Source organism: Catellatospora tritici, from assembly GCF_019083965.1.
Taxonomy (GTDB): Bacteria; Actinomycetota; Actinomycetes; order Mycobacteriales; family Micromonosporaceae; genus Catellatospora; species Catellatospora tritici.
Window position 1 is genome coordinate 150,900 of the sequence record NZ_JAHRCY010000009.1, and the last position, 16,393, is coordinate 167,292.

The 16,393-nt window shown below is 70.3% G+C and carries 16 protein-coding genes and 1 pseudogene; 8 read left to right on the forward strand and 9 right to left on the reverse strand.

From position 1 onward, the window contains the following. Nucleotides 1-86: 86 nt before the first annotated feature. A complete protein-coding gene (locus KUA19_RS21515; protein ID WP_217398254.1) occupies nucleotides 87-410 on the reverse strand; it encodes a transglycosylase domain-containing protein in 324 nt (107 codons plus the stop codon). Nucleotides 411-695: 285 nt separating this feature from the next. Here KUA19_RS21515 and KUA19_RS21520 point away from each other — a divergent pair, with 285 nt between their 5' ends. Continuing rightward, entirely contained in the window at nucleotides 696-1,880 is a 1,185-nt protein-coding gene (locus KUA19_RS21520) for an ABC transporter substrate-binding protein (RefSeq protein ID WP_217398256.1), read from the forward strand. Nucleotides 1,881-2,009: 129 nt separating this feature from the next. Here the strand turns inward: KUA19_RS21520 and KUA19_RS21525 are convergent, their stop codons facing one another. Further along, nucleotides 2,010-5,255: a GH92 family glycosyl hydrolase gene (locus KUA19_RS21525; protein ID WP_217398258.1), complete on the reverse strand. Its 3,246-nt coding sequence runs from the start codon at nucleotides 5,253-5,255 to the stop codon at nucleotides 2,010-2,012. 346 nt (nucleotides 5,256-5,601) lie between these two features. Between KUA19_RS21525 and KUA19_RS21530 the strand changes: the two are divergent. After that, nucleotides 5,602-7,392 (forward strand): annotated as a pseudogene (locus tag KUA19_RS21530) (family 43 glycosylhydrolase); the annotation flags it as partial. Between the two features lie 100 nt (nucleotides 7,393-7,492). Here KUA19_RS21530 and KUA19_RS21535 read toward each other — a convergent pair. After that, nucleotides 7,493-7,951 (reverse strand): GNAT family N-acetyltransferase, encoded by a 459-nt coding sequence (locus KUA19_RS21535; protein ID WP_254549862.1) that lies wholly within the window; start codon nucleotides 7,949-7,951, stop codon nucleotides 7,493-7,495. 293 nt (nucleotides 7,952-8,244) lie between these two features. On the opposite strand from KUA19_RS21535, the gene KUA19_RS21540 reads away from it, so the two are divergent. Continuing rightward, complete coding sequence (locus KUA19_RS21540) at nucleotides 8,245-8,679, forward strand: GNAT family N-acetyltransferase (protein ID WP_217398262.1); 435 nt, start codon at nucleotides 8,245-8,247, stop codon at nucleotides 8,677-8,679. A 6-nt stretch (nucleotides 8,680-8,685) separates the two neighbouring features. On the opposite strand, the gene KUA19_RS21545 is transcribed toward KUA19_RS21540, so the two are convergent. Further along, nucleotides 8,686-9,162, reverse strand: a complete 477-nt coding sequence (locus tag KUA19_RS21545; protein ID WP_217398265.1) for a molybdenum cofactor biosysynthesis protein — start codon at nucleotides 9,160-9,162, stop codon at nucleotides 8,686-8,688. Nucleotides 9,163-9,287: 125 nt separating this feature from the next. Here KUA19_RS21545 and KUA19_RS21550 point away from each other — a divergent pair, with 125 nt between their 5' ends. From KUA19_RS21550 to KUA19_RS21560, 3 genes are all read left to right on the forward strand, one after another. After that, a complete protein-coding gene (locus KUA19_RS21550; protein WP_217398267.1) occupies nucleotides 9,288-9,713 on the forward strand; it encodes a hypothetical protein in 426 nt (141 codons plus the stop codon). A 38-nt stretch (nucleotides 9,714-9,751) separates the two neighbouring features. Then, a complete protein-coding gene (locus KUA19_RS21555; protein WP_217398269.1) occupies nucleotides 9,752-10,285 on the forward strand; it encodes a hypothetical protein in 534 nt (177 codons plus the stop codon). Between the two features lie 174 nt (nucleotides 10,286-10,459). Next, a complete protein-coding gene (locus tag KUA19_RS21560) occupies nucleotides 10,460-11,227 on the forward strand; it encodes a metallophosphoesterase family protein (RefSeq protein WP_308167558.1) in 768 nt (255 codons plus the stop codon). A 64-nt stretch (nucleotides 11,228-11,291) separates the two neighbouring features. On the opposite strand, the gene KUA19_RS21565 is transcribed toward KUA19_RS21560, so the two are convergent. From KUA19_RS21565 to KUA19_RS21585, 5 genes are all read right to left on the reverse strand, one after another. Continuing rightward, the gene (locus KUA19_RS21565; RefSeq protein WP_217398271.1) at nucleotides 11,292-12,173 is read right to left on the reverse strand and encodes a MauE/DoxX family redox-associated membrane protein; all 882 of its coding nucleotides are present in this window, start codon (nucleotides 12,171-12,173) and stop codon (nucleotides 11,292-11,294) included. A gap of 53 nt (nucleotides 12,174-12,226) precedes the next feature. Then, a complete protein-coding gene (locus KUA19_RS21570; protein ID WP_217398273.1) occupies nucleotides 12,227-12,838 on the reverse strand; it encodes a cell wall protein in 612 nt (203 codons plus the stop codon). A gap of 14 nt (nucleotides 12,839-12,852) precedes the next feature. Continuing rightward, nucleotides 12,853-13,263, reverse strand: a complete 411-nt coding sequence (locus KUA19_RS21575) for an RlpA-like double-psi beta-barrel domain-containing protein (RefSeq protein ID WP_217398275.1) — start codon at nucleotides 13,261-13,263, stop codon at nucleotides 12,853-12,855. A 209-nt stretch (nucleotides 13,264-13,472) separates the two neighbouring features. Next, the gene (locus KUA19_RS21580; RefSeq protein ID WP_217398277.1) at nucleotides 13,473-13,757 is read right to left on the reverse strand and encodes a hypothetical protein; all 285 of its coding nucleotides are present in this window, start codon (nucleotides 13,755-13,757) and stop codon (nucleotides 13,473-13,475) included. Then, nucleotides 13,751-14,065: a hypothetical protein gene (locus KUA19_RS21585; protein ID WP_217398280.1), complete on the reverse strand. Its 315-nt coding sequence runs from the start codon at nucleotides 14,063-14,065 to the stop codon at nucleotides 13,751-13,753. Before KUA19_RS21585 ends, KUA19_RS21580 begins: the two co-directional genes overlap by 7 nt. A gap of 366 nt (nucleotides 14,066-14,431) precedes the next feature. On the opposite strand from KUA19_RS21585, the gene KUA19_RS21590 reads away from it, so the two are divergent. Both KUA19_RS21590 and KUA19_RS21595 read left to right on the forward strand, forming a co-directional pair. Continuing rightward, nucleotides 14,432-15,358 carry an extracellular catalytic domain type 2 short-chain-length polyhydroxyalkanoate depolymerase gene (locus KUA19_RS21590; protein WP_308167559.1) on the forward strand — a complete coding sequence of 309 codons (927 nt, stop codon included), beginning with the start codon at nucleotides 14,432-14,434 and terminating at the stop codon, nucleotides 15,356-15,358. Between the two features lie 49 nt (nucleotides 15,359-15,407). Next, the gene (locus tag KUA19_RS21595) at nucleotides 15,408-16,280 is read left to right on the forward strand and encodes a DUF72 domain-containing protein (protein WP_217398282.1); all 873 of its coding nucleotides are present in this window, start codon (nucleotides 15,408-15,410) and stop codon (nucleotides 16,278-16,280) included. Nucleotides 16,281-16,393 lie beyond the last annotated feature (113 nt).

A 16,393-nucleotide genomic window follows, 5' to 3' on the forward strand; every position in this document is an offset into this window, starting at 1 on the left:
CGAAGATTAGTCAAGGCACCGCGCGGCCGCCGCCCCGCCGACGCGAGCTCGGCGACGACCGGGCCGCGCGGTGAGCACCGGCGGGGTCAGCCGGGGTAGACCATCGACCCGCGCACGGACGGCTCGAGCCTGCCCTGCTCGACCATGCTGTCGAGCACCCGGTCCCAGCCTGCGCGCGGCTCGGGGCGGGCCGGGTCGAGCCGCACGGCGAGCACCGCCGCCTGCTCGATGGTCAGCCGCGCCGGGGTCCTGCCGAAGTGGGCTCGGACGGCGGCGACCAGACCCCGCGCGCCCTGGCCGAAGTCGGCACAGCTCCGGTAGAAGCCGAGGATCTCCTGGCGGGAGTACTTGTCGTCAAGCTTCATGACCATGATCCGGGTACGCCAGGTGGAGACCTCGTCCGCCGCCATCTCGGCGGAGGGTCACGATGTATCGCCGGGTGATCAGCGACGCGCCCGGCGGCATGCCGCGGTGCTCGTAGAAGTTCGGATCGATCGGCGGCGACGAAGGTGTTGACAACCTGCAGTGGCAGTTCCGAAACGGACACCGCCTGGTCGGCGGCCGGATCACCGAGCGCGGTCGACCGGCAGGAGCCACGATCGTGCGCGATGTCGCAATACGGACATAAGGGGTGCCAGCCTGGCCACCACCGGCCGATCATCGGCGACAACGACCGAGCTGCGCGGAGGTATGCCATGTCCCGTCAACTGACCCGCCGGACCGCTCTGATCAGTGGCCTGGGCCTCGCCGCCGTACCACTCCTGCGGCCCGGTCCGGCCGGGGCGGCACTGCCGCCACTGCGCCTGGGCGTGCTCACCAGCCAGGCGGCCGCGTCGGCCGACTACGGGCGCCAACTCCTGGTCGGGGTGCAGCAGCGCGTCGCGGCGCTGGCCGGAACGGGCGGGCACGGCATGGCCGCCCCGATCGAGCTGCTGACCCAGGACATCGGACAGACCGCGAGCACGGCTCGCGAAGCGGTGTCGCGGCTGCTCGACCAGGGCGTGCACGGCATCGTCGGCCCAGCCGTCGGCTGGCTGAGCGCCGCGGCCGCCGCCGAGGCCGACCGGGCTTGCACCCCGATCGTGCTGCCCGCGATCGGCGCCGCCCCCGACCTGCCGTACGTCTTCCGCAGCGCCCCCACCGACGCGCAGGTCCACCGTGCCCTGTTCACCGCGATGACCGGCGCGGGCCGAGACACCGCGGGCATCCTGCGGCTGGCCCCACGGGACACCCCGGCGCTGCGGGAGGCGGTCGACGCGGAGGCCGCGGCGCGGGGGGCTCGCGTCGCCGCCACTGAGGCGGCGCCGGCCGATGCCACCGGCCTGGCGGACAGGGTGGCGGCGCTGCTGGCCGTGACCCCCGGGGCGTTGGTGCTGGACCTGCCCGCGGCCCTGGCGGGGCAGGCCGCCGGGGCCGCCCGTGCCGCGTCCTGGACCGGCCCGATCCTGACCACCCCGGACGCGGTGCTACCGGCGTTCCAGCAGGCGGCGGGCCCCGCCGCCGAGGGTGTCCAGGCGGTCAGTCCATGGCTGCCCGTGGCCGGTGCGGCGGCCGAGGCGCTGCCGCAGCTGATGGCGGTGCGGCGGTTCGCGGAGCGGCTGCTCGGCGCGGGTGGCCAGGCAGACCCTGTCGCCGGATACGCCGCCGACGCGGTCACCCTGCTCAACCAGGCGTTCCTCGGGCACCGCGACCGCAGGACGGCCCGCGAGCAACTGGAGAGCGCCTGCTGCATCGGTGTGACCGGGGTGTACAACATGATGCCCGACGACCACGTCGGCCTGACCGACGACGCACTGACCATGGTCACCTCGCGGAGCGGCCGGTGGACCACGATCACACCGGAGCCGCCCGCCGCCACTCCGCCGCCGCCGGCCCCGTGAGATCACCGAAGTTGCCGGGCAATCGGGCACTCGACGAGTGTTCATACGCCCGATTGCCTGGCAACTTGCGTGATCATGAGTGGGAGAGGGGCCGGTGGGAGTTCGGCGTACTCCCACCGGCCCCGGCTGTCAGCCGATGAGCTCCCACTCGGCGAGCTGGGTCTCCGCGGCGCCATGGTTGGCGGTGATCTGCAGGCGGTAGCGCTGGAACGCGGTGGGACTGCCGACCACGAAGGCCCGGGTCTGGCGCCGGTCCGCGAAGTCGATGTTCGTGCGGGTGTCCACGGTGGTCCAGGTGACGCCGTCGTTGGAGCCCTGCAGGGTCCAGTTCTTCGGGTCCCGGCCGGGGATGTCGTTGGCCGAGGTCAGCGTGTACTGCTTGACCGCGACCGCCGAGCCGGAGAACTGGTAGGTCACCGTCGCGGTGTTGGCGAAGGTCAACCACTTGGTCAGCGACGTGTCGTCGACCAACTGGGCCTTGCTCTCGCCGGGGGCGTTCTCGCCGCTGACGGTGATGGTGCCGCCGGTAGCCCGGTCGGGCATCCGGACCGGCGCGCCGGTGCCGGTGGTGATGGAGGCCGGGATGTCGGCCGCCCCGGTGCCCCAGCTCGACGGAGTCGGGCCCATCACGAAGGACAGCGTGCCGCCCGCGAGCAGGTCGGCGTGGGTGAGGTAGTTCTTCGGGTACGCGACGCCGTTGAGCGTGGCGCTCTGGATGTAGCGGTTGGTGTCGCTGACCCCGGGTGCGTCCACCGTGAACGTCTTGCCGTTCTCCAGGGTGATGGTGGCCTTGGGGTGCAGCGGCGCGCCGATGGTGTAGTCGGTGCTGGCCATGCGGGCCGGGTAGAAGCCCAGGGCGCTGAAGACGTACCAGGCCGACATCTGGCCGTTGTCCTCGTCGCCGAGGTAGCCGTTGCCGGTGGCGGTGCCGGGGCCGTAGAGCTGGGTGAGCACCTGGCGCACCCGGTTCTGCGTCTTCGAGGGCGTGCCCGCGTAGTTGTACATGTAGATCATGTGGTGGATCGGCTCGTTGGCGTGGGCGTACTGGCCGAGGTTGGCGTCGTAGGCCTCGCGCATCTCGTGGATGACACCACCGTAGCAGCCGACCAGGTAGTCACGCGGTGCCGCGAACACCGCATCGATCTTGGCGGAGAGCTGGGCGCGGCCGCCGTACAGGTTGGCCATGCCCTGCGGGTCCTGCGGGGCCGGGGTGGCGTAGTGCCACGGCGCGCCCTCGGTGAAGTCGCAGCCCCACTCGTTTGGCTTGAAGTTGGCGTCGGTGGTGCGCCAGGCACCGCTGGTCTGCTTGCCCCGGAAGAACCCGACCGACGGCGACCACAGGTTCACGTAGTCCAGCGCCCGGTTGCGGAAGTACGCCGCGTCCTCGGTCTTGCCCAGGGCCTGGCCGAGCTGAGCGATGCCGAAGTCGTTGACCGCGTCTTCGAGGGTCCACGAGGCGGCCTCGCCGCGCACGTCGGTGGGTACGTAGCCCTTGAAGGTGCTGACCTCGATGCCGTTGCGGCCGTTGGCGTTGGCGGTGGTGTAGACGGTCGCGTTCTTCACCGCCGAGGCGTACGCGGCGTTGTAGTCGAAGTTGCGGATGCCCTTGATGTAGGCGTCGGCGAAGGCCAGGTCCTGGTTGCTGCCGACCATCGCGCCGACGTTCCACGGGCCGGACCAGCGCGGCGTCCAGCCGCTCTGCTTGTACGCGTTGACGAACCCGTCCAGCATCTCGCCAGACTTCGTCGGGGTGAGCAGCGTGTACAGCGGCCAGGCCGCCCGGGAGGTGTCCCAGAACCCGTTGTTGACGTACATCTGCCCGTCGTGGACCACGTTGTCGTACGGGCTGAAGTGGCGCCGCACCCCGCCGACCATTTCAGACCGGTTGTTCGGGTACATGTACGCCCGGTACAGGTTCGAGTAGAACGTGATCAGCTGGTCGTTGGTGGCACCCTCCAGCTTCACGGCACCGAGGGCGCTGTCCCACTGGGCGGCGGCCTCGTCGCGTACCGTGTCGAAGCTCTTGGTGCCGACCTCCTGCGACAGGTTGCTCTGCGCCTGGGCCACGCTCATGAACGAAGTCGCCATGCGCAGCGTGACCTTCTCGCCGGCGCTGGTGGCGAACCGGATCCAGCTGGTCACGCCCTGGCCGGTGATGGTGCCCGAGGCGGCGATGGCCTTGTCGACCGTGGCGTAGACGTACATCTTCTGGCCGCGGTGGGTGATGTCACCCGAGATCACCCGGTTGGCGGTGTCGACGCTCAGGCTGCCGGTGCCGCTGTCGATGGTGTCGAACAGGATCACCGACTCCGCCGCGGACGGGAACGTGAACCGCAGCACGCCCGCGTGGTCGGTGGGCGCCATCTCGACAGTGATGCCGTACGTGTCCAGCTGCGTCTTGTAGTAGTGCGCCCGCGCGATCTCGTTGGCGTGGCTGTAGGTCGACTTGCGCGCGTCCGGCGTGGACTTGACCGTGCCGGTCATCGGCATGACCTGCAGCTGCGCGTAGTCGCCGATCCAGGGACTGGGCTCGTGGCTGACGCCGAAGCCCTGCACCGTGGTGTCGGCCCACTCGTACAGCCAGTTGTCGCTGTTGCCCTTGGTGAACGGGGTCCAGAAGTTGAACCCGTGCGGCACGGTCGCGCCGGGGAAGGTGTTGCCGCGCGAGTACGACGAGCCCTGGTTGTTGGTGCCGCGCCGCGTTTCGAGGTAGTCCGACAGCCGCCCGCCCGCGTTGGCCGCGAGCTGGATGTCGTCGAAATAGCCGCGGAAGGTGCCGGTGTTGAGGGGCTGGTCGTAGCCGATCAGGATCTGGTCGACCGTCTTGCCCGCGACGTTGGCACCGATGTTGCTGGTGACGAAGTTCCAGACGTCGAAGTTCAGCACCGAGCCGCTGCCCTGGAACGTCGGGTGCACCCGCACGCCGTGCTGGTCGACGGCCCCGGAATCGCGCAGGTGGGTGCCGTCGGTGAAGAGCAGGTCGACCGCGACGTCCAGATGCCCGCCGGACTGCGGGAACACCCAGTAGGACAGCGTGGTGGTCGGCGAGACCGACACGTCGACGTCGAAGATCCGCTGGTACGAGTATGACGACGTGGTGCTCAGGTCGTTGCCCGAGTACATCAGCGCCGCCGTGCCCGTGTGCCCCCGTTCGTCGCGGGTGCCGCTCTCCATCGCGGTCAGCCCGCAGCAGTAGCCGCCGATGTTCGCGCTGGTCTCGCTGGTGTTCGTCCAGGTCGGCTGGACGTCACCGGCCTCGAAGCCGGAACTGAAGTCGCTCGCCGCGGCCGAGGCCGGGCCGGGGACGCCGACCGCGAAGCCCACTGCCAGCGCGACGATCCCGAGCCACACCTGTTTGCGCCGGAACCCGGACATGGTTCACCTGCCCGATCATGAAGAAGTCTGTGAACACGAATGATCTTGCGCGCGCAAATGCTGCATCGAGATTGAACGTTATTGACATCGATGTCAACATCTGAAATAACTCCAAAACGGACCGTGTGCGATCCGATTCCGATCGGGTCGGGATAACGGGCCGATGACCAGCGTGTTACGTGCCCGTCCCCCGAAAATCGGAGTTCACATGACCGCCCACCCGAGAGGAATCGCCGCCAGAGCCGTCGCCGCCCTGGCCGCCTGCCTGCTCGCCACCGCACTGCTGCCCGCGAGCGCGGCCCAGGCCGCGCCGGACTTCACCACCAACGAGGCGGGCAACCCGTTCGCCGACGGCTGGTACGCCGACCCGGACATCGCCGTCTACAACAACACCTACTGGGTCTTCCCGACCACGTCGAAGGGCTACAGCGAGCAGACCTACCTGGACGCGTTCGCCTCCACCGACCTGGTCACCTGGACCAGATACCCCAACGTGCTGACCAAGGCCAACGTCTCCTGGGCGTCGTACGCGATGTGGGCGCCCGCGCCGGTCCAGCGCAACGGCAAGTACTACCTGTACTTCGCGGCCAACGACATCCAGAACAACGCCAGCCTCGGCGGCATCGGGGTGGCTATGGCCAACCAGCCGCAGGGCCCGTACAGCGACGCGCTCGGCAGGCCGCTGATCGGCCAGTTCTACAACGGCGCGCAGCCCATCGACCAGGACGTCTTCATCGACGACGACGGCCAGGCCTACATCTACTACGGCGGCTGGGGCCACGCCAACGTGGCCAAGCTCAACGCCGACATGACCAGCCTCGGCACGTTCAGCGACGGCAGCACCTTCAAGGAGATCACCCCGTCGGGCTACGTCGAGGGCTCCCAGATGTTCAAGCGCAACGGCAAGTACTACCTGATGTGGTCCGAGGGCGGCTGGACCGGCCCGGACTACTCCGTGTCGTACGCGATGTCGACCTCGCCGACCGGCCCGTTCACCAAACTGGACAAGGTGCTGGCCCAGGACCCGGCCGTGGCCAAGGGCTCCGGGCACAACTCGGTGGTCAACGTGCCCGGCACCGACATCTGGTACATCTTCTACCACCGCAGGCCGCTGGCCGAGACCGACGGCAACCACCGCCAGCTCGCCTACGACCGCATGTACTTCAACGCCGACGGCACCATCCCGCGGATCAGGATGGGCGTGAAGGACAACTTCGCCGACGGCAACGCCCTGGGCTGGAAGACCTACGGCGGCACCTGGTCGGTCAGCGGCGGGCGCTACCTCGCGGGCAGCTCGCTGGGCGGTAAGGCGCTGCTGGACACCAACTTCGGCGACTTCACCTACGACGCCGACGTGTCGGTGACCTCCGGCAGCGGCGACGCGGGCCTGCTGTTCCGGACCAGCGCGCCCGCGGTCGGCACCGACAGCTACCACGGCTACTACGCGGGCATCAGCCCGACGGGGCGGGTCGTGCTCGGCCGGGCCGCCAACAACTGGACCCAGCTCGCCTCCACCGCGCTGACCGTGGCCGTCGGCACGACCTACCACCTGCGGGTCACGGCCGTGGGCACGTCCATCAAGGTGTACGTCGACGACATGGCCACCCCGAAGATCAACACCACCGACGCGACCTACGCCTCCGGCGGTGACGGCGTACGCGTCTTCAACGCCGCCGCCGCCTTCGACAACGTCTCGGTCGGCCCGGCCGTCGGCGCGGGCGTCAACCTCGCCCTCAACCGCCCGGCCACCGGCACCACCGCCTGCGCCGCCTCGGAAGGCCCCGAGAAGGCCGTCAACGGCACCGTGACCGGCGGCAACTCCGACAAGTTCTGCTCGGCGGTGTCCGCGGCGTGGCTGCGCGTCGACCTGGGCAGCACCCAATCGATCAGCCGGTTCGAGGTCGCGCACGCGCAGGCTGGCGGTGAGGCTGCGGCACTGAACACCAAGGCGTTCACGATCTCGGTCTCCAATGACGGCACCACCTGGACCCAGGCCGTCAACGTCACCGCCAACACCGCCGCCACCACGGTCCACCCGGTCACCGTCTCCGGCCGGTACGTCCGGCTGAACATCGGCACCCCCACCCAGACCACGGATGTGGCCACCCGCATCTACGAGCTGCGCGTCTTCGGCTGACGCGCAAAGCGGGACCGGCGCGGGCCGCCACCGCGCCGGTCCCGCCGGTCACAGATCCACCCAGTACCGGCGAATCGGACCGAGGCCGCCGTCCCAGACATCACCGAAGACGCCCCCGTTGCGTTCGATCGTCCGGGCTGAGGCGACGTTGTCCACCGCACACCAGCAGCGCCCGCTCGACGCCGAGCGCCTTGGCCTCCTTGAGCATCTCGCCGAGCGCCCACGCGGCCAGCCCGCGGCGGCGCGCCGATGGCCGCACCCCGTACCCGATCCAGCCGCGCAGCGGGTCGGACCAGTGCCGCAGCGCGATCGCCCCGAGCACCCGGCCGTCCTCGACGATCCATCGCGGCGAGGCGTGCCGCTCGGGCGGGCAGGGCACACTGGGCGCGTGGGTCAGCCGGGTCCGTTCGTCCACCCAGGCGGCGAAGCCTTCCGGGGACCTCACCTCATCGTCGGCGCCCAGGCCGAAGCCGTCCTCGTGCAGGCCGGGACCCCACTCCTCGTGGCACTCCAGGAAGGCGGCGTGCAGGCGGGTGGTGGGCAGGATCAATTCAGGCATGCGGCCACGGTAGTGACGGTGCGGCGCCGATTCGACCGCCTGTCGCGACTCCGGATCGCCTCCAGAGAACGACCACACCCACGAAAGTGCGCGACCCTTCAGGGGGATACGAGCGATGGTGTCCGAGCACTCCAAAACGACACCAGACCCCTTGGCGCCGCCATTCGGACCGCGTGAACCCAGTCCCACATCGAATGCTTCCAGTGAGCTGCGTCACATTTGGTTCGGAGGCATCGGATCGGCCGGTGGTGTACGGACCGCCGGGTCACCACCGGACCGCTACAGTCGCTGCCATGAGTGTGGACGTCGAGGTCTTGCAGGAGGTCGACGACGAGGTCGTCGAGGCTTTCGGGCGGCTGCTGCCGCAGCTCTCGCGGTCTGCCAAACCGCTCGATCTCGACGCGCTGGCGACGCTGGTGGCATGGCAGGGCAACCACCTGCTCATCGCCCGGGTCGACGGCCGGATCGTCGGAGCGCTGACGCTCGTGCTGTTCCCGATCCCGACCGGGGTACGGGCCTGGATCGAGGACGTGGTCGTGGACGAGGCCGCCCGGGGTGCGGGCGTCGGTGCCGCGCTGACCCGCGAGGCGATCAGGCTGGCCAGGGCCGCCGGGGCGGGGACCGTGGACCTGACGTCCCGGCCGTCCCGCGAGGCGGCGAACCGGCTGTACCTGCGGATGGGGTTCCAGCTCCGCGAGACCAACGTCTACCGGCTGGTCGGCGACTGACCCGGCTCAGGCGTCGGTGACCACGACCCGCACCGGCCCCACCCGCAGCACCCCGTCGTCGAGCGGGGTGCACCGGACGCCGCCTCGACCGCGCAGCGCCCGCCAGGCACCGGGGGCGATGGCGACGTCCATCCAGGCGCACGGATTGGCGGCCCGGTTCACGCGCAGCCGCACCGGACCATAGCCGGAGTCCAGGGCCAGCACCGAACCGACCAGGCTGTCCACGTCGACCCCGGCGAGCAGGATGTTGCGGCGCACCTGGGCCAGCCCGGCGCCGGGCGGCAGTGACTCGCGCGCGATCACGGTCACGCTCGCGTCGCGGTGCGCCCGCCCGCCGAAGTACCGGTCGCCGACGATGCCCAGGCCCGCCCGGATTCGCACCTGCTGGACCAGCTCGCCCGGCGGCGCGGGTGCCGGGCCGTCACTCGGGCGGCCCTGGTAGCGGCGCACCGGTGAGGCCAGCAGCTCGACGATCTCCGGCACCACTCGATTCTACGGTCGCGGCCCACGCCACGAGCCGGGCTCGGGACGGCCGGCCTCGGCCCGTGGTGCGGCATGACACCGGTCAGTACATTGTCCTCACCGGACTTCTGCGGTACGGAGGATCCATGGTGAGATCCGCTGAGGCGGCACGCCGCGACCTGCCGATCTACTCGGGAGTGGTCGCCGGGGTGCTGCTGGCCGGCCCCGCCTTCCTGTGGCTGGACTCCCCCGACGCCATGTGCGGTGCGATCGGGCCGACGGCGGGCACAGCCGTGACGTTCGCGGGCTTCGCCGCCGCCGTGACGGCACTGCCGGTCGGCATCGTGCTCATGGTGGCCCGGCGCCAGGCCCGCTGGCTGGCCGTGCCGCTCGGGCTGCTGGCCGCCGCGGTCGAGGTCGTCGCGGGCTCGGAATTCGCCGGGGATCCGGAGTGCCTCACCAGGCACGACCCGCTCGGCTGGGTCATGGGTGCGCTGACCATGCTCGGCGGCCTCGGCCTCTTCGGCCTGGCCTACGCGACCGCGCGCAAGGATCCCGTGACCTCGCCATAGCCGGGCACCGCCCAGGCAGACACCCTAAAGTGATCTCCATGAACGTCCCCGGCACGCGACCCGGCGGTGCCCTCACCGCCGACATGCTGCGGCGCGCCCTGGCCGCGCTCGGGGCGCCGGTGGCCAAGTCCGACCAGCCTCCGGACGACGACATCCCGGCCCTGCTCGGAGCGCTGACCGCCACGGTCGAAGCCGCCGTCCACGACCACCTCAACGAGGTGCGCGAACTGGAACGGTTCACCGCCGCCTATGGTCGGCAGCTCGCCGGGCATGCCCTCTCCGATGTCCAGCTCGTCGCCCAGCGGCTGGGCGTCGCCTCCGACCAGCTGCGTCCGCCTTCCGTGGTGTCCGGCCACCCGGTGCCCGCGATCGCGGGCGCGGCCGACGCGGCCCAGGTCGCGCACGCTCTGCTGAGCTACCAGATCTCTCTCCTCGACGACCCGACCGCGGCTCAGGCCCTGACCGACGCACAGGCCGAGTCCCTGCACATCGCGCTCGAGGCGAGCAGACAGGCCCGCGCCCACCTCGACACCGTCGCCGCGAACGCCCGCCAACGCGGCCTGCACACCTGACGACCTCCCGCGACCTCGCTCCCTCAGGCACGTCAGGCTGGCTGCAGTTTCGCGGAAAGCGCTGGAATCTTGGCCCTGATTCGCGCGGTTTCCCCGAAACCGCAGCCACCGAAAGGGCGTCCGGCTTTCCGGCGCCGGGCACGGGCGCGGAGGTGATGTGAGAGCATCGAGCCCGTGACGACACCGCGCCTCGGTCCGGTCCGCCGCGTCGCCGTCCTGGCCGACGTGCACGGGAACGTCCCCGCGCTGCTGGCGGTGCTCGACGACGTGCACGCCGTCGGCGCCGACCTGATCGTGTTCCTCGGTGACCTCACCTGGGGACCCGAGCCGCAGACCACGTTCGACCTGATCCAGGACCTAGGCTCCAAGGCGGTGGGGGTACGCGGCAACGCCGACCGCGCGGTGGTCGAGCTGGCCCGGGGCGATCGTGAGCACACCAGGCCCCGCGATCCGTGGATGCCCGCCCAGCACACCCCCGAGGCGGTCGACTTCCTCGCCGCGCTTCCGCTGAACATGGCCGTCGAAATCGAGGGCCTGGGCGCGGTGCGGTTCTGCCACGGCTCGCCGCGCAACGACACCGAGTGCGTGACCCCGCAGACCAGCGAGCAGCGGTTCGCCGAGTTGTCCGAAGGCGTCGAGGAGCAGGTGATCGTCACCGGTCACACCCACCTGCAGTTCGACCGGCGGGTCGCCGAACGCCGCAGCGTGAACCCCGGCAGCGTCGGGCTCCCCTACCACCTGGGCATGCCCGGCACGGCGTACTGGGCGCTGCTCGGGCCGGACGTGCAACTGCGGGAGACCCGCTACGACGTGCAGGAGGCCGTGGACCGGTGCCGGATGACCGGCGACCCGAGCGGTGACGCGATCGTCGGCCACCTGCTCAATCCCCCGACTCCGGACGAGATCATCGCCGACGCCGAGAACCGGATCTTCGCGGACTGACCATCGTGGCGTCGCGGCCGGCGGGACAGGCGCCGCCGCGAGCGCGCACGAGGTGGACCGCGGGTCAGGCGGCGACGGGTTGGCGGTCGCGTACCCAGTCGGGTAGTGGGGTGTCCGGGGTCGTGGTGTGGGTGGCGACGGTCTGGCCGGTCTGCTCGTCGACCAGGGCCAGGCGCACGGAGGCCGGTTCGTAGCGCAGCCGGGGCACGGCGTAGACCGCCGAGACGCTGTGCTCGCCGTGGCGGGCGGTGAACAGCAGCAGCCGCCATTCCTGCTCGTCCCAGTGTTCGCGCAGGTCGGAGGTGAGCAGTCCGGCGGTGTCGTGCCAGACCGGGCTGCGGTGCAGCTGCTCGACGGTGGAGGCGAGCGGGATGTCGAAGCCGCCGGACGGCAGCGGGTGGGTGAGGCGTACCCGGAGCTGGCGCAGGTGGTCGAGCCAGTGCCGGTCGAGCTCGGCCGACAGCGCGAGCACCGCGGCCACCTCGGCGAGCAGCACGGCGGCGGCCGCCCCACGGTGGGCGGCCAGTACGGCGGGCCAGCCGGTGGTGGCGGTGGCGGCGAGCACACTCGCGGCGACGAGCAGGGCGGCGCGGGCGAAGGCCCGCCATTTCACGGGGGTACGGGTCGCCGACAGGCACCCGCACGACGACTCGGGCGCGGCGACCCGCGCGTAAATCAGGTAACCGACGAAACCGGTGGTCAGCGCCGCCGACGCGTAGCCGGAGAGCGGACGGGTGACCGGGACCAGCAGCGCGACCGCGACGGCGGCCTCGACCGCGCCGACCGCCCGGTACGCGGGCAGCGCGCGGGCCTCGCCGACGAGCTGGGCCAGCGCCGAGCGCCGGGCGGCGGCCTCGGCCTGCGGGTGGGCCAGTTTGAGCCGGGCCGACCACAGCAGCACGGCCGCGAGCAGCAGCGGCTGCACCGCGGGGATCCACGAGAGCATGACTCCTCCTCGGGGGTGGGGGCGGGCGCCGTACCGGCACCCGCCCCGGGTGGTCAGTGGCCGTGCGTACCCGCGTACACGGTGGCGATCTGGATTTCGTTGGTGTCGGGCACCCAGGCGCCGATGACCTGGACGTGCCGGCCCACCTTGAGCATCGACATGTCGGCCACGGCCGGGGTGTTGTTGTAGCTGACGGCCGAGCGGCCGGGCACGACGTGGCCGATGATGCGCTTGCCCTTGTGGTCCAGGTGGACCTGGTTCTTGCCGATGGCCGCGATGTGGCCCTGGAGGTTGACGATGTTGATCCAGACCGCGTCGGCGGCCAGGGTGCCGTCGTCCATGCGCAGGCCCCGGGCGTAGAGGCCGTCGCCGACGGCGGCGGCGTCGATGCCGGTGGGGATCAGCTTCCAGATGCTGGTGGCGTTGGTGATCCGGATGCGGTGCAGCGCGGTGTCGGAGCCGGTGACGAAGAGCATCCCGGCGGCGATCCCGGTGATGCGGCCCTCGGCGAAGTTCGGGTCGGGGGCGCCGGCGTCGATGGTCTGCGGGGCGGCGAACGCCGCCTCGGGGGCGAGCGAGCCGAGCGCGGTCGCGGCGACCAGGCTCGCTCCGCCGACGACGGCGGAGGTGAGCAGGCGGCGGCGGTCCATGGTGTTGTCGGTCATGTCGATGTCTCCCGTCAGGCCGTGATCGTGCAGGGCTGCAGGCCGGATGAGAGGCTCGCGATGAGGCTGTACGCGGCCGGGGTCAGGTCGATCACCCGGTTGGTGCCGCAGACGCCGCCGCAGCAGGCGCGCTCGCCGCAGAACAGGTCGGTCTGCGGGCCGCAGTCGGCGATCGAGGTGGTGACGGACTTGCCGTTGCACCGGTTGGTGGTGGTGTGCTGGAAGCCGCAGCCACGCCGCGACATGCCGCTGATGCCGCAGCTGTCGGGGCGGGTGATGGCGTAGCACGCGTCCGAGGTGTTCGGCCAGGCGTGCTGGCGGTTGCCGGAATTGCAGGTGCCGCAGGCGCCGTGTCCGGCGGTGCCACACGGTCCCCATGAGCTGCCGCAGCAGAACCAGGACATCTCACCTGTGAGAGCTGCCATGGTCGCCTCCTTTCAAGGTGTGGGTTACCTCTTCGGGTCGGCGATGGGCCCATCGACGATGGCTGACATCCTGCGGACAAAAGGACACATGCGTCAATACATACACTGGAATTTTTCAATCAAAAATCGGGCTCTGCCTGGGATTTTGTATTCAGGCACGGCGAAGCACCCGGCGCCGCCGCACCGGCGCCGGGTGAGCTGACCACGGGTCAGCAGAACCAGCCGTCCTGCACCCATCCGTGTCGGTTGACGTGGCCGTAGGCGAAGCCGTAGATGTAGCCGCCGCTGCGCGGCCCCTGCACCGTGAACGTCTCACCCTGGTAGAGGGTGCCCATCCAGGCGCCGCCGGGGTCGGTACGCACGAACAGCGACTGAGCGCAGACGGTCTCGCGCACCCCGATCCGGCCGTTGGCGGCCAGGGCGGGGGCGGGCACCGCGGTCACCATGGCCGCGACGAGCGCGGCGGCCAGCGCCGCGCGACGCAGACTCACCATGAGTTGTAACCTCCGATGCACTCGATCCGCATGTAGCCCCAGTCGTTGGGGCCGAAGTCGAACGTGGCGGCCCAGCCGTTGTAGACCGGGTGGGCACCGGGGGTGTGCCCGATCTTGTCGCCGTAGCCGAGGACCCGCTTGAGGCCGTACGGCCCGCCGGCGGAGTCGTAGTTGTCGTAGAAGCTGGCGCTCTGGCAGATGTTGATCGCGTGGGTGGGCACCACGACCGCCTGCGCGGCGGCACTGGAGGCGGTGACCAGCCCGACCGCGAGCAGGCACGCTGCCCCAGCCTTGAGCAGTCTGCGCATGGGTTGCCTTTCGGGGGGAGCGGCGGCCCGGCGGGGAGGGGTCCGGGCCGCCGCGTGGGGGGCATGGGGGCGGGGGTGAAAATTCTTGCCGACATTCCACCATCACTGGTCGGTTTCTTTCAACAGTTGTTTCGCACCTGTCGATGAAATGCCATGGTGGCGGGCCCCATTTCCGCTCTGCCGACGGTGTGTCGCGACTGGCTGTGCCGTGAACGGACGGACGCGTACGGTGACCGCACTCGTTACGGAAAGGAGTCGGTCATGTTACAACGTGCCCGGATGACAATCTGCCTCATCACGGCGCTTTCCGTCGTTTTAGGACTGCCGAGCCCCGCAAGCGCGGCAACGCCATACACGGTCGCGCCGGTGAGCGGAACGCTGAAGCCGTACAACATCTCCGCCGTCTACGTCGCCGGGGTCTCCTCCGGCGGCTACATGGCCACCCAGCTGCAGGTGGCGTACTCCGGCCGGATCAAGGGCGCCGGGATCTTCGCCGCCGGGCCCTACTACTGCGCCCAGAACAACGCCAACCAGGCCCTCTACGCCTGCGGCGACAACATCTGGTCCGACCAGCTGGCCACCCTGGAGGCAGACGCGTCGCTGTGGTCGGGCTACGGCTGGATCGACCCGATCTCCAACCTGTCCGGCAAGCCGGTCTACGTGTTCCACGGCAACAGCGACACGACCGTGAAGAAGTCGGTCAACGACGACCTGGTGAAGTTCTACCAGTACTTCGGCGCCAGCGTGCAGTACAACTCGACCACGTCGGCCGGGCACGCCTGGGTCACGCCGTACGGCACCGGCGGGTGCACGGTCACCGCGAGCCCGTTCCTGAACGACTGCGGCATCGACCCGCAGCAGGCCATGCTCGGCAAGCTGCTCGGCTCGGTCAGCGCCCGCAACACCGGGCCGCTGTCCGGCAGCCTGATCCGGTTCGACCAGAGCACGTTCGCGACCAACGGCTGGGCGCCGGGGCTGAGCATGGGCACCAGCGGCTTCGCGTACGTGCCGAGCGCATGCGCGGCCGGGCAGGCCTGCAAGCTGCTGGTCGCCCTGCACGGCTGCAGCCAGGGGTACGACGCCGTCGGCACCGCCTTCGTCGACCGCGCCAACCTCGCCCAGTACGCCGACACCAACCGCCTCGTCGTGCTCTACCCGCAGGCCACCGCCTCCGGGGTGAACCCGTACGGCTGCTGGGACTGGTGGGGCTACCTCGGCTACACCAGCTACCCCATCCACGGCGGCCCGCAGCTCGAAACGATCATGAACATGGTGCGCCGCCTCGACGGCTGATTCCGCCGTTCGCCCCCGGTTCGGCGCCCAGCCGCGCTGAACTGGGGGTATGGGCGAGCTCCGGATCGGCACCGCGTCGTGGACCGATCCGACCCTGCTCGCCTCCGGCTGGTATCCGCAGAGCGCGACCACGCCCGAGTCCCGCCTGCGCCACTACGCGAGCAAGTTCGACCTGGTCGAGGTGGACGCCACCTACTACGCCCCGCCCGCCGAGGCGACCGCACGGTCCTGGGCCGAGCGCACCCCGGCCGGGTTCACCTTCAACATCAAGGCCTTCAGCCTGCTCACCGGCCACCCGACCAAGGTGTCCGCGTTGCCCAAGGAGCTGCGGCCCGAGACCGACAAGAAGAACGTCTACCCCGACGCGCTCAGCCCGCAGGCGTACGAGGACGTGTGGTCGCGGTTCCTGTCCGCGCTGGAGCCGCTGCACGCCGCGGGCAAGCTCGGCCTGATCCTGTTCCAGTTCCCGCCCTGGTTCACCATCCGCCGCGACAACAAGCAGTACCTGACCGAGGTCGCCCGCCGGTGCGCGCCGCTACGGGTCGCGGTCGAGCTGCGCAACCACACCTGGTTCGACGGCGACAACACCGCCGAGACGCTGGACTTCCTGCGCGAACACGAGCTGCCCTACGTGTGCGTGGACATGCCGCAGGGGCACAGCTCGTCGGTGCCGCCGGTGGTGGCCGCCACCGCCGACGTCGCCGCGATCCGCTTCCACGGGCACAGCGACAAGTGGACCAGCAAGGACATCCACGAGAAGTTCGGCTACCTGTACTCGCCGCGCGAGCTGCGCGACTGGGCACCCAAGCTGCGCGAACTCGCCGACGAGGCCGGGCAGACGCACATATTGATGAACAACTGCTACTCCGACTACGCCCAACGCAACGCCGCGCAGCTCCAGCAACTGCTCGGCCTCCAATGACGCCACCGGTCAACCCGGACGCACCAGCGCGCACCGCTGATGTTCATGAGATGTTCGGCCGCCCCTACACCGACCGTCCGATGCGGTCGCATCGCAGGCTGTGACACATTCCC